This is a genomic window from Mesorhizobium sp. CO1-1-11, assembly GCF_020164995.1.
Classification (GTDB): Bacteria; Pseudomonadota; Alphaproteobacteria; order Rhizobiales; family Rhizobiaceae; genus Mesorhizobium; species Mesorhizobium australicum.
On sequence record NZ_JAIUHE010000002.1, the window covers coordinates 1 to 19406 of the forward strand.

At 62.3% G+C, this 19406-nt stretch carries 24 protein-coding genes and 1 tRNA gene; 10 read left to right on the forward strand and 15 right to left on the reverse strand.

The window, feature by feature from the left end; translation table 11 throughout:
- Nucleotides 1-176 precede the first annotated feature (176 nt).
- A complete protein-coding gene (locus LB554_RS01890; protein ID WP_224582921.1) occupies nt 177-740 on the forward strand; it encodes an ankyrin repeat domain-containing protein in 564 nt (187 codons plus the stop codon).
- A 36-nt stretch (nt 741-776) separates the two neighbouring features.
- On the opposite strand, the gene LB554_RS01895 is transcribed toward LB554_RS01890, so the two are convergent.
- Complete coding sequence (locus LB554_RS01895) at nt 777-1304, reverse strand: gamma carbonic anhydrase family protein (RefSeq protein WP_015318057.1); 528 nt, start codon at nt 1302-1304, stop codon at nt 777-779.
- Between the two features lie 19 nt (nt 1305-1323).
- Nucleotides 1324-1650 (reverse strand): DUF6949 family protein, encoded by a 327-nt coding sequence (locus LB554_RS01900; protein ID WP_263485710.1) that lies wholly within the window; start codon nt 1648-1650, stop codon nt 1324-1326.
- Nucleotides 1651-1797: 147 nt separating this feature from the next.
- Here LB554_RS01900 and LB554_RS01905 point away from each other — a divergent pair, with 147 nt between their 5' ends.
- On the forward strand, nt 1798-2529 hold the full coding sequence (locus LB554_RS01905; protein WP_224582923.1) for a hypothetical protein: 732 nt from the start codon (nt 1798-1800) through the stop codon (nt 2527-2529).
- Nucleotides 2530-2581: 52 nt separating this feature from the next.
- Here LB554_RS01905 and LB554_RS01910 read toward each other — a convergent pair whose 3' ends face one another.
- Nucleotides 2582-2785: a DUF3126 family protein gene (locus LB554_RS01910; RefSeq protein ID WP_006200852.1), complete on the reverse strand. Its 204-nt coding sequence runs from the start codon at nt 2783-2785 to the stop codon at nt 2582-2584.
- 139 nt (nt 2786-2924) lie between these two features.
- Nucleotides 2925-3773: a serine O-acetyltransferase gene (gene cysE, locus LB554_RS01915; protein ID WP_015318060.1), complete on the reverse strand. Its 849-nt coding sequence runs from the start codon at nt 3771-3773 to the stop codon at nt 2925-2927.
- Between the two features lie 133 nt (nt 3774-3906).
- Between cysE and LB554_RS01920 the strand changes: the two genes are divergently transcribed.
- Nucleotides 3907-4503, forward strand: coding sequence for a hypothetical protein (locus LB554_RS01920; protein WP_140720586.1), 597 nt, complete (start codon nt 3907-3909; stop codon nt 4501-4503).
- 48 nt (nt 4504-4551) lie between these two features.
- Here LB554_RS01920 and LB554_RS01925 read toward each other — a convergent pair whose 3' ends face one another.
- The 3 genes from LB554_RS01925 to LB554_RS01935 are packed head-to-tail and all read right to left on the reverse strand — an operon-like array spanning nt 4552 to nt 6515.
- A complete protein-coding gene (locus tag LB554_RS01925) occupies nt 4552-5319 on the reverse strand; it encodes an alpha/beta fold hydrolase (RefSeq protein WP_224582925.1) in 768 nt (255 codons plus the stop codon).
- Nucleotides 5320-5340: 21 nt separating this feature from the next.
- On the reverse strand, nt 5341-5898 hold the full coding sequence (locus LB554_RS01930) for a DUF192 domain-containing protein (protein ID WP_224582927.1): 558 nt from the start codon (nt 5896-5898) through the stop codon (nt 5341-5343).
- Nucleotides 5899-5921: 23 nt separating this feature from the next.
- A complete protein-coding gene (locus LB554_RS01935) occupies nt 5922-6515 on the reverse strand; it encodes a cold-shock protein (RefSeq protein WP_140665573.1) in 594 nt (197 codons plus the stop codon).
- 217 nt (nt 6516-6732) lie between these two features.
- Here LB554_RS01935 and gloA point away from each other — a divergent pair, with 217 nt between their 5' ends.
- A complete protein-coding gene (gene gloA / locus LB554_RS01940; RefSeq protein ID WP_140665549.1) occupies nt 6733-7173 on the forward strand; it encodes a lactoylglutathione lyase in 441 nt (146 codons plus the stop codon).
- A 125-nt stretch (nt 7174-7298) separates the two neighbouring features.
- Nucleotides 7299-7592 (forward strand): DUF2218 domain-containing protein, encoded by a 294-nt coding sequence (locus LB554_RS01945; protein WP_041163846.1) that lies wholly within the window; start codon nt 7299-7301, stop codon nt 7590-7592.
- 47 nt (nt 7593-7639) lie between these two features.
- On the opposite strand, the gene LB554_RS01950 is transcribed toward LB554_RS01945, so the two are convergent.
- Both LB554_RS01950 and ilvA read right to left on the reverse strand, forming a co-directional pair.
- Nucleotides 7640-8194, reverse strand: coding sequence for a DUF1697 domain-containing protein (locus LB554_RS01950; protein WP_224531100.1), 555 nt, complete (start codon nt 8192-8194; stop codon nt 7640-7642).
- A complete protein-coding gene (gene ilvA, locus LB554_RS01955; RefSeq protein ID WP_140665554.1) occupies nt 8191-9447 on the reverse strand; it encodes a threonine ammonia-lyase IlvA in 1257 nt (418 codons plus the stop codon). Before ilvA ends, LB554_RS01950 begins: the two co-directional genes overlap by 4 nt.
- Before the next feature lie 396 nt (nt 9448-9843).
- Between ilvA and LB554_RS01960 the strand changes: the two genes are divergently transcribed.
- Nucleotides 9844-10917: an alpha/beta hydrolase gene (locus LB554_RS01960; RefSeq protein ID WP_083883249.1), complete on the forward strand. Its 1074-nt coding sequence runs from the start codon at nt 9844-9846 to the stop codon at nt 10915-10917.
- A gap of 143 nt (nt 10918-11060) precedes the next feature.
- Nucleotides 11061-12221: an alpha/beta hydrolase gene (locus tag LB554_RS01965; protein ID WP_015318070.1), complete on the forward strand. Its 1161-nt coding sequence runs from the start codon at nt 11061-11063 to the stop codon at nt 12219-12221.
- 24 nt (nt 12222-12245) lie between these two features.
- Here LB554_RS01965 and ade read toward each other — a convergent pair whose 3' ends face one another.
- Both ade and LB554_RS01975 read right to left on the reverse strand, forming a co-directional pair.
- Entirely contained in the window at nt 12246-14063 is a 1818-nt protein-coding gene (gene ade / locus LB554_RS01970) for an adenine deaminase (protein WP_224582928.1), read from the reverse strand.
- 84 nt (nt 14064-14147) lie between these two features.
- Entirely contained in the window at nt 14148-14525 is a 378-nt protein-coding gene (locus LB554_RS01975; RefSeq protein ID WP_224582930.1) for a SecDF P1 head subdomain-containing protein, read from the reverse strand.
- A gap of 187 nt (nt 14526-14712) precedes the next feature.
- Between LB554_RS01975 and LB554_RS01980 the strand changes: the two genes are divergently transcribed.
- Together LB554_RS01980 and LB554_RS01985 are read left to right on the forward strand one after the other, a co-directional pair.
- A complete protein-coding gene (locus tag LB554_RS01980) occupies nt 14713-15375 on the forward strand; it encodes an outer membrane protein (protein WP_224582932.1) in 663 nt (220 codons plus the stop codon).
- A gap of 283 nt (nt 15376-15658) precedes the next feature.
- Nucleotides 15659-15744, forward strand: a tRNA-Leu gene (locus tag LB554_RS01985).
- A gap of 80 nt (nt 15745-15824) precedes the next feature.
- Here LB554_RS01985 and LB554_RS01990 read toward each other — a convergent pair.
- The 3 genes from LB554_RS01990 to LB554_RS02000 form a co-directional block, all read right to left on the reverse strand.
- The gene (locus LB554_RS01990) at nt 15825-16580 is read right to left on the reverse strand and encodes a DUF4239 domain-containing protein (RefSeq protein WP_015318073.1); all 756 of its coding nucleotides are present in this window, start codon (nt 16578-16580) and stop codon (nt 15825-15827) included.
- Between the two features lie 197 nt (nt 16581-16777).
- Nucleotides 16778-17497 carry a carbonic anhydrase gene (locus tag LB554_RS01995; protein ID WP_224582934.1) on the reverse strand — a complete coding sequence of 240 codons (720 nt, stop codon included), beginning with the start codon at nt 17495-17497 and terminating at the stop codon, nt 16778-16780.
- Between the two features lie 167 nt (nt 17498-17664).
- Nucleotides 17665-17952 (reverse strand): PilZ domain-containing protein, encoded by a 288-nt coding sequence (locus LB554_RS02000; RefSeq protein WP_140787467.1) that lies wholly within the window; start codon nt 17950-17952, stop codon nt 17665-17667.
- A 209-nt stretch (nt 17953-18161) separates the two neighbouring features.
- On the opposite strand from LB554_RS02000, the gene LB554_RS02005 reads away from it, so the two are divergent.
- Entirely contained in the window at nt 18162-18701 is a 540-nt protein-coding gene (locus LB554_RS02005; RefSeq protein WP_224582935.1) for a J domain-containing protein, read from the forward strand.
- Between the two features lie 22 nt (nt 18702-18723).
- On the opposite strand, the gene LB554_RS02010 is transcribed toward LB554_RS02005, so the two are convergent.
- On the reverse strand, nt 18724-19302 hold the full coding sequence (locus tag LB554_RS02010; RefSeq protein WP_015318077.1) for an NUDIX domain-containing protein: 579 nt from the start codon (nt 19300-19302) through the stop codon (nt 18724-18726).
- Nucleotides 19303-19406: the final 104 nt, after the last annotated feature.

A 19406-nucleotide genomic window follows, 5' to 3' on the forward strand; every position in this document is an offset into this window, starting at 1 on the left:
ACCCCCGGGCGCGCCCCCCCCCCCCCCGTCCCCAACGACCGGGTCAAAGGAGCCGGCCCCGTCCCCGGGCCGGCTCCGCCATTTCTGGGAAGACATCAGTACATTGTGATATTAATCTCCACAGGCGGAAGATCGAGATATTATCAGTCGGCAACTCCGCCTTCTGGACCGCAGCCATGCAGGAAATTCCGGAAGATCGATGCGAACGCCATCGTCTGTTCAAGGCGATCGACGATGCCTTCAAGGCTGGTGACTTCGAGGGCCTCGGCACCGTCCTGGGCTGTTCGCCCCGCTGGTTTGACGAGCGCATGCCGTTTGAGCTCGGCCTAGGCCATCCGCTCGAATACGCGATCTACTGGAGCCCTCTTGCCTTCGTCGCGGCGCTGCTCGACGCCGGATCGAGCCCGAACTACGACGATCATGCCGGATTTCCATCGATCATCGCGGCGCTGTCCACCGAGCGCGCCGACAAGCTCGACATCATCCGCATCCTCATCGATCACGGCGCCAGTGCAGACATGCGAGGTGTCAACGACTGGACGCCGCTCCATCACGCCGTGGCCATGCGAGACGCCGAGGCGATCCGCCTGCTTCTTGCCGCCGGCGCGGATCCCTCTTTGAGGACTCGCATCGACCACTGCACGACAGCGCTGGAAGAAGCAGAGATTGCAGGGTTCGAGGTGGGCGCATCGCTGCTGCGGGCAGCCCTTGCGGAGCGCGCAACCGGCAGCCGGGATTAATAGGCGCCGGTGGCCGACGGCATGCCGGCCGAGACCTCAGACCTTCTTCAACCCGAGCTTGAAGCGCCTGGCGTTGGCGACGTAGTGCGCGGCCGAGGCCCGCAGCCGCTCGACCGCAGCGTCGTCCAGCACCCGGATCGCCTTGGCGGGCGAGCCGACGATCAGCGAATTGTCCGGAAATTCCTTGCCTTCGGTGACCAGAGCGCCGGCGCCGACGAGTGAATTCTTGCCGATCCTGGCGCCGTTGAGCACGATGGCGCCCATGCCGATCAGGCTGTTGTCACCAATCGTGCAGCCATGCAGCATGGCGCGATGGCCGATCGTACAGCCCTCGCCGACGGTCAGCGGAAAGCCGGGATCGGTGTGCATGACGGTATGTTCCTGCACATTGGTGTCGGCGCCGATGACGATGGGCTCGTTGTCACCCCTGATGACGGCGCCGAACCAGAAGCCGGCATTGCGGCCGATCCTGATGTCGCCGATCAGCGTCGCATCGGGCGCGATCCAGTTCGAGTCCGCGTCGGCGAAGCTCGGCTCCGTTCCATCGATCGCATAAAGCGGCATTGTCGGTCTCCGAATCGCCTCAGGCCGGAAACCCTAGGAGACCGACGGCCCAGGAAGCAATGGCCAGTACGACGATGCCCAGCGCCAACGACCAGGCAATAGCGGTGCAGCCGCATGACAGGAGCGCCACTGTCGAGATGCGGTTCGCGCGCCTGGCGTCAAGCGCATCGTTGACCAGCATGAACGGCCCGGCGCCCGCGGTCACAGCCAGCGAGCGCAGCACATGGGCGGGCGACACATAGGGTTCGGTGAAGGCGACCTTGCGACCCGATACCAGCTCCATTGTCGAGCCCGCCAGACCGCAAACCGTCAAGCCGACGACAAAAGCGAACAGCAAGAGTTCCATCTGGGCCACATTAACCCTCCATTTACCATGCAATCGCACAGTCGTTTCAGGAAGTCTGCAAGGGCCGTGCCGTGCGAAGTGTGCCGTCAAGGGACACTTGGACCGCGGACACACGGATGGCCGTTTGGCGGTGGAACGAGGACCGAGATGAAGCAGGCAGCGATCGCCGACGGCCCGAAACTGACCGTGGTCGATTCCATGCTGATGAAGCGGGTGTTCTACGCGTTCGCGGCTCTGGCCTTGCTGTCGATAGCCATCAGCCTTGGCGGCAAATGGTTCGGCCGTTCCATTGCCATGGCCGGCTACACCGACGACGCGACCGTGCGCGAAGTGGTGATCGGCAAGAACGTCATCACCGTGCCGGCCAATTTCATCCGGTTCGAGCAGGCCCGGCGCGACGGCGTCGCCACGCGCCTCGACCTTTATATGCGCTATCCCCAGATGGACGGCTACAGCGAGGCGTCGCGCGATGATTTCAATCACGCCGGAGCCAACAGGAACATCATTTTCCTGTCCTTCGAGCAGCAGATGATGTCGCGCGACATGAGCGGCCGGTTCGGGCCGATCTACAGCGCGCTCATCATCCAGCCCGGCATACCAGGCCCCGGCGGCACGACGGTCTACGGGTTCAATGAGAAATCAGGCTACCTGAACGAGGTGCTGGTCGTCGGCAAGCGCGCGGGCACCGACCCTTTCGTGGCCCGCTGCCTCAGCGGGCCGAGCGCCGGCGAATCGCTGGCGCCCTGCGAGCGGGATATCCATGTCGGGGACGATCTCAGCCTTACCTATCGCTTCCCAAGGAAATTCCTTGACGACTGGCAGACGCTAGACGCGGCAATCACGGCCAAGGCGGGGCGAATCCTAAAGACCGGACATTGACAGGCAGAAGAGGCCGGCCGCGCTCGATGCGGCCTGCCGTGGCATTGCGGGCTCAGGCCAGGTCGATGTCCAGGATCGCCATCGAGAAATTGTAGTCGCCGTCGTCCTCGTCCTTGAAGACGATGCCGAGGAATTCGTCACCGACATAGACCTCGGCCGAATCTTCCTTGCGCGGCCGTGCCTTGACCTCAAGCTTGGGGTTCTGGAAGACGCGCTTGAAATAGGCGTCCAGCTTTCTGATTTCGTCCGGCTTCAACAGTCTTCTCCGATCATCGGCTTGCTCGTTTGAACGGCGCTTCTGGCACGTCGACAATGGCGATGTAAAGGCAAGCCGGCCTTATTGCACCGGAAGCGGCAGCGCTGCCGGGCAATCATCCGGGGCAACTGCCGGCAAATCAGATATCGAAACTGATGACGTGGTCCATCTTCTGCGACGGCAGAAGCTGGTCCATCTGGCGCGAAGGCTGGTCGCAGCCGGTCTCGCCAACCACGCGGGCCGGCACGCCGGCTACCGTCTTGTTGTGCGGCACAGGCGACAGCACCACCGATCCGGCGGCAATCTTTGAGCAATGGCCGATCTCGATGTTACCGAGAATCTTGGCGCCGGCGCCAATCAGCACGCCGTGGCGGATCTTGGGATGGCGGTCGCCGCCGGCCTTGCCGGTGCCGCCCAGCGTCACGCCATGCAGGATCGACACGTCGTCCTCGATAACCGCGGTCTCGCCGACGACGAGGCCGGTGGCGTGATCGATGAAGATGCCCTTGCCGATGCGCGCGGCCGGATTGATGTCGGTCTGGAAGACCGCGGACGAGCGGCTCTGCAGGTAGAGCGCGAAATCCTTGCGGCCGTGGTTCCACAGCCAGTGCGCCAGCCGGTGGGTCTGGATGGCATGAAAGCCCTTGAAATAGAGCACTGGCATGATGAACCGGTCGCAAGCCGGGTCGCGGTCATAATAAGCCTGGATGTCGACGCGTACCGTGGTCGGCCAGTCCTTGTCGTCGGCGAGCATCGACTTGAAGGTCTGGCGGATGAGATCGGAGCCGATATCCTGATGAGCAAGCCGCTCCGCGATCCTATGGATGACAGCCTCTTCCAGACTCTCCTGGTTAAGGATCGTGGAATAGAGGAACGCGGCCAGCAAGGGGTCGCGGTTGACCGCTTCCATCGCTTCGTCGCGGATCGAACGCCAGATCGGATCGACCGGCTGCAACGCGCTTTGGCGGGAAATGCTGATGCTGTTCATCGACGTCTCGTCCTGCGTCCTGCTAGTCTGCCTGCCATCTGGCCGCACATATAAGCCAGTTCATAGCATGATTGAACTCAATTTTCCTTAGTGCTGTGTCAAATGGATTTGGTTCGCGGGAATTCAAGCAGCCATGGAAAACGAACCCTTGATCGACGATGCCCTGAAAACCGAGCTTTCGGTCCTCTACAAGGCCGGCGATCGCCACTATCACAACCTCACCCATATCGAAGCGATGCTGGAGCTGGCCGATGACTATCGAACGCTTCTGGACGACCCCGAGGCCGTCGAAGCGGCGATCTGGTTCCATGACGCCGTGTATGACAGCAGGGCCAAGGACAACGAAGCGCAAAGTGCCGCCCTTGCCGAGCAAAAGCTCGCCGGCCGCATCGATGCCGGGCGCCTGAGCCGCGTCAGCGCAATGATACTCGCCACCGCCACGCACCAGTTGCCGCTGTTCGACGACGTTGCGGCGACGCGCGACGCCAGCTTGTTCCTCGACATGGATCTTTCGATCCTGGGTGCCGCGCCGGATGCATTCGACGCCTATGAACGCGCGGTTCGCCACGAATATGGCTGGGTGGAAGAGCCGATGTGGCGTGCCGGCCGCGGCGCGGTGCTGAAAAGCTTCCTTGCCCGCCCGCATATTTTTCACACGCAGGAGTTCCGGCAGCGCTTCGAGCCGCAGGCAAGGCGGAACATAGCGCGGTCGCTGCAGGCCTTGACCTGATTTAGATCATTTCGCGACCCGAGATGCTCGTCCCCAAACTCCGGAGCCTCAGAGCGGATTTTCGGCGTAAAACTCCAGCACGCGCTGCTTGAAGGTCTTGTCCCCGACGGCCAGCATATGGTCCCTGCCCCCGATGTGGAAGGCCCTGGCGTTCGGCATCAGCGCCGCAAGCTCGTCCGGCGATCCGCCAATGTCGTCGGTGGTACCGACCGCGATCAGCGTCGGCTGGGCGATGCGGGCAATATCCTGCTCATCAAGCAGTTCCCGTGAGGTCACGATGCAGGCGGCAAGCGCCCGGCGGTCGCTGCGGGTCTGGTCGGCGAAGGCGCGAAAAGAGCGACCGCGCGGATGGGTGGTCGCGGCCGGATCCTCGGCCAGAAGGGCGGCCGCGATCGGATCCCAATCGCCTACTCCATCGATCATGCCGATGCCGAGGCCACCAAAAACCAGCGTCGCCACTTTGTCCGGGTCGGACAGTGCCAGGAAGGCCGCGATGCGCGCGCCCATCGAATAACCCATGACATGGGCGCGCTCGATGCCGAGATGACCGAGCAGGGCTGCCGCGTCCGAAGCCATTTTCGCCGGTGTATAGTCGGCCTCCTCATAGCTCTTGGATGACGAGCCGTGGCCGCGACTGTCGAAGGCAATGGCGCGGTAGCCGGCATCGTTGAGCGTCTTGAACCAGCCGGGCGACACCCAGTTGACATAATGGCTCGATGCAAAGCCGTGGATCATGAGCACCGGATCGCCCTCGCCCGATGCCGGCTGACGGTCGAGGAAAGCCAGATCGAACCCGTCATGAGAGAAAAACTGCATCGGCTACACCACCATCGGCACTCAGCCGCCGCCATTTGGCGCATCGCCGTCGTCCGCCGGCGGCGCGCTCGGACCGGAGACCGTGCCGATGGCCGGATGGCTCAACAGATTGCCATATTCGATGCCGTTCCTGGCGGCCGTGCCGGCCTTGAGTTCAAGTACGAAACGCACGGGTACGCCAGGTGAAATGACGGCCTCGGACTGCGGTACGCCCTGTTTGACAGCCCGGATCTTGCCGTCCTGACCAATAAAGATCAGGTCAAGCGGCATCGACGTGTTCTTCATCCAGAAGCCGACCTGTTGCTGGATCGGAAAAACGAACAGCATGCCATGGTCGTCCGCCATCTCCTGGCGATACATCAGCCCGGCCTCCCGCTCCGCGTCGGTGTCAGCGACTTCAATGGAAAACGAGCGATCTCCGTTTTTCGTCGCCACAACCAGCGGCGCGGGATCGACGGGAAGGATCATGGCCCGGCCATCGGCCGCGCTGGGTACCTGGAAATAGAAGAATGCGGCGGCGACCACGACGGCAGCCACAGCGCACATCACGCCCGCCGTCAGCCCGTTCCTGTGTGTCATATGAAATCCTCGGCCGGATCGCCCTAGTGCGAAACCGGCAAGGTGCCCATATCGGGGTGAATTTCGGCGGCCATAAGGCCTTTGTCACCGCGGCCGAAACGGACAAGCACGACCTGCCCTGGCCGAAGCTCGGTGATGCCGTAGCGCCGCAAGGTCTCCATATGGACGAAAATGTCCTCGGTGCCCTCGCCGCGCGTCAGAAAACCAAACCCCTTGGTGCGGTTGAACCATTTGACCAAAGCGCGTTCGAGCCCGCTCTCCGGAGTCACCGAGACGTGGGTGCGCTGCTCCTGCATTTCCGCGGGATGGACGGCGGTGGTGACATCCATGGAAAGCACACGGAACGCCTGCAGCCCGCGCTCACCCTGCTTGACCAGGCAGACCACGCGCGCGCCTTCCAGGGCAGTCTGGAAGCCGTCCCGTCGAAGGCAAGTCACATGGAGGAGGATATCGCCCGAAACACCGTCATCGGGAAGGATAAAGCCATAGCCCTTGGCCACATCGAACCACTTGATGGCGCCGGCAATCTCGGCCAGGTCGGCATCGCCGCCTTCGTCGCGCGTCAAAGCGTCGCCAAGGGTATTGGCCCGCCCCGTCAAAGAGGCCTTTTCCCCCATAAGAATGCCCCCTTTATTCAAGAACACCGCAACTGATTCTTGATACCAGATTAACACCGCGGCTTCCGGTGTGTGCAAGACCTGACGTGCCTTTTTTCACGGTTCATTGCGGGAATACCGGATTTGTTCTTTGCCGGCACCGCTTGCCGCCTCACGATTGCCCTTTGACCGGGCCGACCCTATGTTGCGCCGCAACCCAACAGATCGAGGAAAACACATGCGCTATCTGCACACCATGGTCCGCGTCGCCGATGTCGATGCCTCACTCGATTTCTACTGCAACAAGCTCGGCCTGAAGGAAGTTCGCCGCTATGAAAACGAGCAGGGCCGCTTCACGCTGATCTTCCTGGCCGCTTCGGAAGACGAGCAGAGCGGCATCAACGAGAAGGCGCCGCTGGTCGAACTCACCTACAATTGGGATCCGGAAGACTACAAGGGCGGGCGCAATTTCGGTCACCTCGCCTATGAGGTCGACGATATCTACGCCACCTGCCAGCATCTGATGGACAATGGCGTCACCATCAACCGACCGCCGCGCGACGGCAACATGGCCTTCGTCAGGTCGCCTGACGGCATCTCCATCGAGCTTCTGCAAAAAGGCCCAGCCAAGGCCAAGGCCGAGCCGTGGGCATCAATGGCGAATACCGGAAGCTGGTAATCGATCACCTTTTCGACCGGCGGCCCCTCGATGGTGTTTGGCGAGGTTGTGCCTATCTATGCAGCCATGGCGCCTGCCCTGAAGAGCGGCGCCTCGTCATGAGATTGAGCTTCGGAGAACCCTTCATGCCGACCAGCCATGCCAATGTCGCCACGGCCCATGCAAGCCGCTATCTGCAACAGCTGTGCAAGCATTGGGCGCACAAGTTTCCCGTCGAGTTCGACCCCAACCACGGCATCATCGACCTTTCACTCGGCCGTACGGTCATGGACGCCGACGGGGCAGCGCTGCACATCACGGTATCGACCGACGAGCCCGCTTCGATCGAGCGCCTCGAAAGCGTCGTTGCCGACCACATCAAGCGCTTTGCGTTCCGCGAAGAACTGGCCTTCGACTGGAAACGCGCCGAGGCGGCGTAGTTCGTTCATGCGTGTCGCCGCCCCGCATTTCCGGCGAGACGCACGGATCAGTCGCTGCGGGACTTGCCCGCCATCTCCAGCAGCGCCAGCACCGAACGCCAATTGCGTGCCGTGCCCGGCACTTTCAACGTGCGCGGAATGAGGTTGGCGAACACCGATTTGCCGAGCCCGTCCGGCGCGCTGAGGTAGAGCACGTCGCCCTTGACCTCGAAACGCTCGGGACCAGTGCACTTTTCCGCCAACCGCGCCACCTCGTCGGCGGTCGGCTCACGCTCCAGCGCATAGGCGTGGAGCTTTGTGTGGTCGGCGGCCGCTTCCGGATATGGATTTTCGCGCACCAGCCTTTCGAACCATTTGAAATCGCGCACCATGATGCGCGAATGGAAACCCCATTTTGTCTCGAAGGCCGCCTCGATCCGTTTGGTCAGCGCGGCCGCATCACCCTTGTCGGCCCGGAACACGACATTGCCGCTCTGCACATAGGTGGCGACATCGGAAAAGCCGAGATCCTCGAAGAAGGCCCGCAACTCCGCCATCTTGACGATGCGGTTGCCGCCGACATTGATGCCGGAAAACAGGGCGATGAAGATCTTTCCGCTCATATGATGAACCCGGCCAATGTCTCGTTTTCGGTGATGTCCTGATACTGGACGCCCTCGGCCTCGAAATTTGCCTCAAGGAGATCGAAATTGCGCCGATCCTTGGTTTCGATGCCGATCAGCACCGAGCCGAAATTGCGCGCCGACTTCTTCAGATATTCGAAGCGGGCGATGTCGTCGTCGGGACCCAGCATGTCGAGGAAGTCGCGCAGCGCGCCCGGCCGCTGCGGAAAACGGATGATGAAGTATTTCTTCAGGCCCTCGAAGCGCAGCGCCCTTTCCTTGACGTCCGGCAGCCGCTCGAAATCGAAATTGCCCCCAGACACCACGGCGACGATGGTCTTGCCCCTGATCTCCTTCCTGGAAAAATCCTTCAGCGCGTCGATCGCCAGCGCGCCGGCGGGCTCCAGGACCACGCCTTCGATGTTGAGCATCTCGATCATGGTCGCGCAGAGCCGGTTTTCCGGGATGAGCCGCACGCTGTCGGCGGCAAACTCCTTGAGATAGCGCAAAGGTTCGCGGCCGATCTCGGCGACCGCCGCGCCGTCGACGAAGTTGTCGACCTTGGCGAGCTTCAGCCGTTTTCCCGCGGCGAGGCTCTCGCGCAGGCTCGGCGCGCCGGCCGGCTCGCAGAAGACGAAACGCGCCTCGCGGCCCTGATCGGCGAAATAGTGCGTCACCCCGGCGGCGAGCCCGCCGCCACCCACCGGCAGCATGACGATGTCGGGCATGCGCCCGCCCGGCATCTGGTCCGCGATCTCGTAGGCGACCGTCGCCTGACCCTCGATGATATCCTTGTGATCGAAGGGCGGCACCATGTGGGCACCGGATCTTTCGGTGAATTCGAAGGCGGCGCGGTAGCAGTCGTCGAAGAAATCGCCGACCAGCCTGATCTCGACGAAATCGCCGCCAAACAGCCTGGTCTTGTCGATCTTCTGCTGCGGCGTCGTCACCGGCATGAACACCACGCCCTTCTTGCCGAAATGGCGGCAGACGAAGGCGAAGCCCTGCGCGTGGTTGCCGGCGGACGCACAGACAAACAGCTCGGCCTGGTTGCCTTCGCCAAGCGCCTTGCGGAAGAAGTTGAAGGCGCCACGGATCTTGTAGGAGCGCACGGGGCTCAAATCCTCGCGCTTCAGCAGCACCCGCGCGCCGGTCTTCTTCGACAGATAGTCATTTTCCTGCAGCGGCGTTTCCGGGAATATCTGGCGGATCGCGGAGGCGGCGGTGGCGACGCGCGAGGAAAAGCTGGTCATGGCAAGATCATCCCGGGATCGCCCGCGGGCGAGTTAGAGGAGAACCCTATTACACATCCGGCCCCGCAAGACCATTGCCCGGTCGAGCCCGTGCCCGCAACGGCGCCTTCCCGAAATGCTAGCAAGCACTTGGGGACGTTTGTTCATGCCTCTTCGTCGCGCTGAGCCGCGCATTGGTGGACGCGGAAGTTCGACATCCGGCCAGTTGCAGGTGCCTGACTTGTGCGACGTTGCGGCCTTGCCACCCGCTTTGGCTTTCGCGCAACACTGCGCCCGCGGTCGCGAGGCGCCGACCGCATTTTGGCTGGACACGACTTACTTCCGCCGCACTTCGCCTGCTGGGGAGATATCGCGGAGGGTGGATTGGCCCTTTTTGGGCTCGAGTGGATTTTTGACGTGCATTTGAAGACGATTTGCATTCTTGCGCTTGCGCTGCTGGTGGCGGGCTGCGGCGGCCGCAAAACCGAGGAACTGCTCGGCAGCGCGGTCATGTCCGCGCCGGTGACGGAAATCGCAGGCAACCACTCGATCTTCATTGCCACGACCCGTAAGGCCTCCGACGATCCAAACAAGGTTTTCGACGGCGAACGCTCGGCGACGCTGAACTACGCCCGCGTCAACGTCACCGTTCCCGGTCTCCACCAGACCGGGCAGATCGAGCGGCGCTCACGCGGCAAATCGAACGATCCGGCCAAGTATTTCATGGCTTCCGAAGTCGTCGGCTACGACACGCAGCCGAAATTCGCCAGCGCGCTCAGCGCCGACATAGCGGCACGCGGCGGCCGCGTCATGGTCTTCGTCCACGGCTACAACACCGGCTTCGACGACGCCGTCTACCGCTTGACCCAGATCGTCCACGATTCCGGTTATCCGGGAACGCCGGTGCTGTTCTCGTGGGCCTCGGGAGCCAAGACCACCGACTATGTCTATGACAAGGAAAGTGCCAGTGCCGCCCGCGACCAGCTCGAAGTGACGTTGCGCATGCTGGCGCAGAGCGGCGCGCGGCGCATCGACATCGTCGCCCATTCGATGGGAACCTGGGTGACGATGGAGACACTGCGCCAGCTCGCCATCACCGGTGACCGCGACCTCGGCGGCAAGCTCGGCGACGTGGTGCTCGCCTCTCCCGACATCGACGTCGATGTGTTCAAGAGCCAGATGCGCCGCTATGGCAAGCCCGACAAGCCGTTCATCCTGCTGTTGTCTGATGACGATCGCGCGCTGAGATTGTCCGGCCTGATCGCCGGCTCGCGCCCACGCGTCGGCGACTACAAGGATGCCGCGGACCTTGCCTCCTATGGCGTGACGGTCGTCGATCTCTCCAAGGTCAAGGGCAGCGACAGCTTCAACCACACGAAATTCGCCGACAATCCGGCACTGGTGAAGATGATCGGCCAGCGGCTGCGCGAGGACGATGGTTTTGCCAGCGACCGGGACGTGACCGACCGCATCAGCCTGCTTGGGCAGTAGATGCGGCGCAGCGGATTTCGCCGTGCCTGTCCGGCATCGCCGAACGATCGGCTCACTTTGAACTGGACCGCGCCCGCCTCTGGCCTTATCGGAGTATCGAGCGACGTCATGCGTTTGACGTCCCCCTATGCGGGAGCCGACGCGTGGCCTTGGGCTTGAAGAGTTTCGGTGTCGTCGCGTTCGCGCTGCTGGTCGCTGGCTGCGCCGGAAATACGCATGATCTGCTCAACAAGACGACGGTCACCGTACCGGCATCCGATATTGCGGCCACCCATGAGATATTTGTCGCCACCACCCGCCAGAAAGCGGTGAAGGACCCGCGACAGGTCTTCGACGGCGACCGTTCCCTGACCACCAGTTTCGCGCGGGTCGATGTCACGGTTCCGAAGAGCCATCAGGTCGGCAACATCGAGCGCGCCAAGGGTTCCGCCAACAGCAATCCGGCCAAGGATTTTGCGGCCACGGACGTCACCTTCTACGAAGGCGCGCCGCAATTCGCCAAGGCGGTCGGCTCCGACATCGCCATGCGCGGCGACCGGGCGCTGGTTTTCGTGCATGGCTTCAACAATGGTTTCGACGACGGCATCTACCGGCTGACGCAGATCGCCCACGACACCAAATATCCGGGCACTCCGGTGCTGTTCTCATGGGCATCGAGCGCCAAGACGACGGGCTACATCTACGACAAGGACAGTTCCACCGCCGCCCGTGACGATCTCGAGGCAACGCTCAGGATGCTCGCCAAGACGCGCGTCAAGAGCATCGACATCATCGCCCATTCGATGGGAACCTGGCTGACGATGGAGGCGCTGCGCCAACTTGCCATCACCGGCGACCGCGATCTCGGCGGCAAACTGGGTTATGTCATCCTTGCCTCACCGGACATCGATGTCGACGTGTTCAAGAAGCAGATGATCCGTTATGGCAAACCCAACAAGCCGTTCGCCGTGCTGCTTTCGGGCGACGACCGGGCGCTCAAATTGTCCTCGTTCATCTCCGGCGACAAACCGCGCGTCGGCGACTATGGCGATGCCGCCGATCTCGCCTCCTATGGCGTGTCGGTGGTCGATCTGACCAAAACGAAAGGCGGTGACGGCGGTCTCAACCACGCGAAATTCGCCGACAACCCGTTCCTGGTGCAATTGCTGGGCGACCGGCTGCGCACGCCGGCCGGGCTCGCCGCGGACGAGAACCCCGCACAGCTCGCCAATATCGGTCAGGGCCTGGGAAAGGTCGTCGGCTCCGCCGCCGAAGTCATCATCACGACGCCGTTCAAGGTGCTGACCATCGCCACCGGCGGCTGAGCAGCCACGAGCGGACGGCTGGTCTCAGACGAACAGATCGACCTTCTGGAACGTCGTCACGTCGATCAGGCCGACGTCGGAAATCCTGAGCTCGGGAATGACCACCAGCGCCAGCAGCGAGTGCTGCATGTAGGCATTGTTCAGGGAACAACCCATCTTGCGCATCGCCGCGGTCAGTTTCTCGGCCTTGGCGGCGACGATCTCGGCCCGCTCGTCCGACATCAGTCCGGCGATCGGCATTTCGACCAGCGCCAGTTCCTTGCCCCTGGAGAACAGCACGACCCCGCCGCCGACTTCGCCCAGCCGGTTCACGGCCAGCGCCATGTCCTGCTTGTTGGTGCCAACGCAGATGATGTGATGGGCGTCATGGGCGACGCTGGAGGCCATGGCGCAGTCGGCCATGTAACCGAAACCGGAGACGAAGGCATTGGTGACGCCACCCGTGCCCCTGTGCCGTTCGACCAACGCGATCTGACAGACGTCGTTGCGGCGATCCATCGCGACCAGTCCATCCTCGACCGGCAGATCGGCCTCCAGGGCCCGCGTCGGTGCCTGGTTCTCGATGACGCCGATCACCCGCACCCGCACCTCGTTGGCGCCCTTGGGTGCCGCGATATCGAAATCGCCGGCCTTCAGTTTCTTGCCCAACTTGACGGTGTTCTTCGCCGTCTTCGGATAATCATAGGCCGGGATATCGATGTCCAGCTTGCCGCCCTTGGCCAGCCTGACGCCGCGCGCATAGACCTCGTCGATGCTCATTGCGGCGAGATCGGAGACGACCAGCAGGTCGGCCAACCGCCCCGGCGCGATCGAACCGATCTCGCGTTCCAGTTTGAAATGCTGAGCGGTGTTGAGCGTTGCCATCTGGATCGCGGTCACCGGCTTCAGCCCCTGCTGGATGGCGTGGCGCACCACCCGGTCCATGTGGCCGTCCTGGACAAGAGTGCCGGAGTGGCTGTCGTCGGTGCAGAGGATGAAATTGCGCGGATCAATGCCGCTCTCCGTCACCGCCTTGATCTGAGAGGCAACGTCGTACCATGCCGAGCCCAGCCGCAGCATCGCCTTCATGCCCTGGCGCACGCGCGCGATGGCATCCTCGGCCCGCGTGCCTTCGTGGTCGTCCTCTGGGCCGCCGGCGACGTAGCCATGGAACGGCAAGCCAAGGTCACGCGAGGCATAGTGGCCGCCAACCGTCTTGCCAGCCTGAACCGTGGCGGCGATCTCGCCCGACATGACGGGATCGTTGGCGGCGACGCCGGGGAAATTCATCACTTCGCCGAGCCCGATGATGTTTTCCCAGGTCATTGCTTCCGCGACATCGGCGACCGTCAGCTCGGCGCCGGCATGCTCCAGCCCCGGTGCCGACGGCACGCAGGACGGCATCTGCACATGCACGTTGATGGGCATCGCCACCGCCTCGTCATGCATCAGCCGCACGCCTGGCAGGCCCAGCACATTGGCGATCTCATGCGGATCGATGAACATCGAGGTGGTGCCGTGCGGGACGACGGCGCGGCAGAATTCGGTGACTGTGACCATGCTGCTCTCGACATGCATGTGGGCATCACAAAGGCCGGGCACGAGGTAGCGGCCGCCGGCGTCGGCCACCTTGGTGCCCTGCCCGATCGTGTGGCTGGCATTCGGCCCGCAATAGGCGAAGCGGCCGCCCGATATGGCGATGTCGGTGCCGGCGATGATCTCGCCCGAATGGACGTTCACCCAGCGCCCGTTGCGGATGACCAGATCGGCGGGTTTGCGGCCCATCGCGACATCGACCAGATCGGTCGCCATTTCGGTCCACGGTTTGGGTTTTGTCGCGCGGACGGGCGGCTTCCTGATCATCAAAGACTCCTGTTTGTCCGACTGTGCCAAGCCGACGGCGTTTTGGCCAGCGAGGAAGAATGGATTTGCCTGGAGATTGCCGGATTACTCCGGTTTCACGTCAACTTCGACCTTGGCATCGCCGGCTGAAATCCGCTCGGCGATACGCTCGACCTCGCCGCCCATGAACGTGCCGCTGACCATGATTTCGCCGCCGCGTATCGGCTCCACGACGCGCGGCGACATCACCACGGCGCCGTCGATGCTGAGATCGACAATCTTGCCGACATTTGCCCCCGTAAACCTGGCAAAGGCTTTGCCGCTGTCGGGAGTGAGCTTCAGGCTGAGCATGGCCTGCCCCGAAACAGAATCGGGAACGGCCACGGCCTTGGCAATGATGAGCGTCAGCGGTTCGGCCACGGCGGCCTGACCGACCAGCACCACCGCCGCGACGGCCGCGACCAAGCGGAACAAGATGCGCATAAAGGATCCTCTCACGATGGCGGTGTTTCGCACGAGGCGCGCGCCACCGCAATCGCGGCAGCACGCTACCCGCCAACTCCTCGAGACCCGCGAGGACGCTAACCGCGTTTGCAGAAATCCGATTCCGTTTTGCCGAAAATCAGGTTAGGCTCCGACCTGGGATCTATGACTCTTCTCGGGGAGTTCGATGCGTCGCCTGATGGTCGCAAGTGCCGGTCTTCTTGCCCTGTCCTTGCCGGCATTTGCTGCCGACGCGACAGTCGATGTGCCGATGACCGCGCCTGGCTTCGACTGGACCGGCTACTATGCGGGCCTGCAGGCAGGATATGGCTGGGGCCGCTCCGAGATCACCACGACGGAAGGCGCGCCGTTTTCCATCACGCCGGACGTCGGCGGTGGGTTCGTAGGCGGCCATGTCGCCGGCCTCTGGCAGTTCGATCAGGCAGTGCTGGGCGCCGAGGCGGATCTCAACTATTCCTCGGTCGACGGCACGGCGCAATCGGGCCTGGGAGATACATTCGGCGCCGACATCAAATGGTTCGGGTCGGTCAACGCCAAGGCCGGCTTCGCCATGGACCGCCTGCTGGTCTATGGCATCGGCGGCATTGCCTTTGCCGGCATCGAGACGTCGCAGACCTCGGGGCCAGGGTTCGACAACACGGGCACAAATGTCGGCTGGACCGTGGGCGCAGGCGTCGACTACGCGCTGACAGACAAGTTCGTCGTCGGCGCGCAATATCGCTACTACGACTTCGGCTCAGAGAACCACGAGGCGCCAGCCCCCTTCAACGACCGCGATCAGAGCGTGAAACTGAACACGGTCGGCATCAATCTCAGCTATAAATTCTGAACGTAGTTCCACGGGCAACGTTTTCGGCCCTGGCTTACAACGGCCGCGGCCACTCGCTGGAAAGGGGGCGGCCGGCGCCCCCAAGTGGGCGGGGGGATGGGTTGGCCTGAGAGGCGCCGGCCTAGGCGGATCGGATCCGCCACGCAGATATTTACCGATGCGCGCGGCGCGCATAATTCCGCGATCGCGCCAGTATCGTTATGCCACCTCCTCTGGGTGCGCGTTCGGCCACCGCAGAACACGACTTGACGGGCTGTGTCTGGCATCTGAAAAGGACGTGCCTGCGGACGTGGCGGAATTGGTAGACGCAAGGGACTTAAAATCCCTCGATCTCTGATCGTACGGGTTCGATTCCCGTCGTCCGCACCAGAAAAAGTCTTCAGATTTGTTTGGATTTTTCTCTGTTGAACCGCCGCAGCGTCGTTTAGCCGGCGTGCCACTGCTGCGGATCACTGCTGTAACTCGGACAGCGCCCTCTCCATCGGGGCCATTGAAATCTGGATCGGGCCGGAAAAAGCCACGTCCATGTCGAAGATCAGGTAGATCGCCCCGGCAACCAAAGCCGCCGATGCCGCGTAGGTCGAAACGGTGATCGTATTGCGTGGCGCCCTGAAGCCGAAGCTGGCGAAGATCAGCACCAGCCAGGTAACCAGGAGCGTGATCAGAGGCACCGGGATCGTGCCCTCCGACTGCTCGATCAGCACCCAGCGCAACTCCAGCACTTTCTGCAAATGCTGGCGGGCGTCCTGCACAATGAAGCCATGCGCATCGTCGGTCGGCGCCAGCGCACTCAGCCGGGTGCCGATTTCCGCCAGCAACTGCTCAGAGAGCCGGTTGGCGGCGACCAGCGTCTCGCTGGTGGGCGAAGAATCACCCGCCACACGCTGCACATAGACGACCAGCGGCTGGCGTACCGTGTCGGTTTGCGGGCCATATTGGCGCAAGGTCCTGTCGAGAAGGATCAATTCGGTCGCATAGGCGTGCACGTTGCGGTCGATCGATTCGAAGGTGTTCCTGGCCGAGTTGATCATCAGGCCGAGCATCAGCGAGGTCATGACCCCGAACAGGTTCGCGGCGTGCCGAACCACGGTGTTCGTGTCATCGTCACGATGTTTGGCCGGCAATTTTGGCCATATCGCCGTGCTGGCGAGCGCGGCCACCGTCAGGCATAGGAAGATTACCATTGCGATGAAAGCTTCGCGCATGCCGCTCATTCCGATTGGCAATGGCAAGGCGTCAGTTGATGACCGCCATCACTACTCCGGCGCGTCCTTGCGCCCTGCCGAACGCCTGCTGCGGCCCTTGTGGCCGATATTGCGGCCGTCACCGCCCCGAAAGGCAGGCGAAGCCAGACCCCGACGCATCGAGGCCCCCAGAGCCTTCGATCTCGATGACGGGTGTGTCATTCGATGTAAGTCACCGCACCCGTTTGCAAGTCATAGATTGCCGCGACTATCTTCAGCTTCCCCGCCTTGATGAGGCCGGCCAGCACCTTGCTCGAGGCGGCCAGTCGCCTCGCGGTCCTCCGTGCGCTTTCCTTGGCGGTGTTGTCGACGAAATCACCCGCTTCGCTCCGCGCGGCTATCGCCGCGGGCAGGATCGGTTCGATCATCGGACCGATCGCGCCAGGATAGGTCGCGTTCTTGGTCACTACGTCGCACGCCGCCTTGACGGCGCCGCAGTTTGTGTGCGCGAGAACGACGATAAAGGGTGAGCCGAGCACCGCTGCCCCGTATTCGACCGTCCCGAGCGTGGCGGTGTCGACGAGGTTGCCGGCATTCCGGGCGACGAACAGTTCTCCAACGCCGTGACCGCCGAAGATCAGTTCAGGCGGAACGCGACTGTCAGCGCAACTGATGATCGTGGCCCAGGGCGCCTGGTGTGCGGCAACAGCATTCCGCTGCGCGGCAAGGTCTATCGAGCAGAGTTCCGGGTGACTGACGTAGCGTTCGTTGCCGGATTTCAGTGCCGCGAGCGCGTCATCGAGGCTCAGCGCGGTCACCGCACCCTGGGCCGCGCGCGCCGACCATGTGGCCCCACCAACGCCGAATGCAACGAGCCCCGCGCCGACTTTGAGGAAGTCCCTCCGGTCGACCGCTTTGCCATCACAGGTGCTGCACATTCTCAATTCCCCGCCCTAGTCCCCAAGGCATAATATGCGCTTGCTCTAATATATAGCAAGCGATCGGCGACAACGTCAGGATTGATGAGATGGCGGCGGGATGCGAGACGACGAAAGCCACCTGCAACGCAGTGCTGGGTGCCCTCATATCAACCGGCTTACCGCCTTTAGGTGATCTTCAGCGAGAAATTGCCGTGGATCTGGATGCCCAGTCGCTCGCCCTTTCTCCAGCGCACTTCCGCTCGATAAGTCGCACCGTCCAACGGCACGCGCAGCCGGAAGGTATTTGGCACTTCAACCCCCGCAGCGACACGCAACTCGGCGCCATGCTCATGCTGGTTTCTGACGGCGCAGCCTATTTCGCCATCCTGCGTGATTATGAACGCCTCCTTCAAAACCACCTCGCGTAAGTGCGTTCGACGCTCTACTGGAGGTTCAGAAGGTTTATCGGTCATGGCAAGCCGCCTCCGACGAGCGAAATGCTACCAGACCAAGGTCTGCAGCTCAGGACGCAAAGGTCTGACGTTTTCGCTTAATTCGTGTATCTGACCCTTTGTACGCTCGGCACATTAGTAAATCGTGAAATATATACTCTATGGTCGTCGCCAAAATTGTCACCTGACGCTGAGACACAGACGGCGAAAATGGCATGGGGAAGCCAGGTATGTTCATCGACTTCTACGAAATGCTGGAAATCAGTCCGAATGCCAATTCGGAAACGATAGAACGCATTTTTCGGCATTTTGCCATGCGCTACCACCCCGACAACCAAGTCACTGGGAACGAGTCACGCTTCAGCGATATTCTTGAGGCTCACAACACGCTCAAGGATCCGGTCAAGCGTGCGCAATACGACATTCAGTACAAGGCGCATTTGAGCCACCGGGCCGAGCTGACCGATGAGGCGAGCAACACAAAGGGCTTCGATCGAGATTCCGTCATTCAAGCCAAAGTGCTGTCGCTGCTGTATGTAAAACGCCGACAGGACGTCAATCATCCCGGGATAGGCGATGAAGAACTCGAACGAATGTCAGGCTGTCCGCAAGAGCACCTCGAGTTTCACCTCTGGTATCTGAAAGCAAAGGGCTGGATAGCCAGGACGGAAAACGGCACGTTCGCCATAACCGTCGAAGGCGTCGATCGCGTTAATTCCGAACATCATCGTGACGCGGCCACCACCCGACTGTTGGGTCACGCGGGCTGAATTGAGATCGCTCGGTCTCTGATCAAGCCGTCACCGGATTCAGCTTCAGGTGCTGGATCAGGATGATGGTCTTGGCATCGACAATGCGGCCATCGGCGATGCCGGCCAGCGCTTCGTCGAGCGGCATTTCCAGGACCTCGATGTCCTCGCCCTCCTCCGCAGCGCCGCCGCCGGCCGAGATGCGGTCGGCGGGCGAGTAGCGCGCGACGAAGAACCAGAGCCGCTCGGTGACGCTGCCCGGGCTCATATAAGGCGAAAACAGCCGCTCGATGTCCTTCAACCGGTAACCCAGTTCTTCCTCGGCTTCCTTGCGGATGGCGGTTTCCGGATCGTTTTCGTCCAGCAAGCCGGCGCAGGCCTCGATCAGCGGCTCGCGGTGGCCGGTGACATAGGCGGGATAACGGAACTGGCGCACCAGAAGCACAGTCGAACGCTGGGGGTCATAGGGCAGGATCACCGCGCCGTCGCCGCGATCATAGGTCTGGCGGACCTGCGTCTCCCATTGACCGTCACGCCGGCGATAGTCGAGCACGGTCTTTTTCAGGACCGCCCAGTCGTCGGAGAGAACCTCTTCCGAGCGGATACGAACGCGGTCTTCCATATGACACCTCGATGCTGGCTGGCGGACGCAGGCGTAGCCGCGAAGCGGAACAGGCGCAATCCGGCGATTGGTCCAGCGCGCGCTTCACCGTCTCGTGTGTGGTA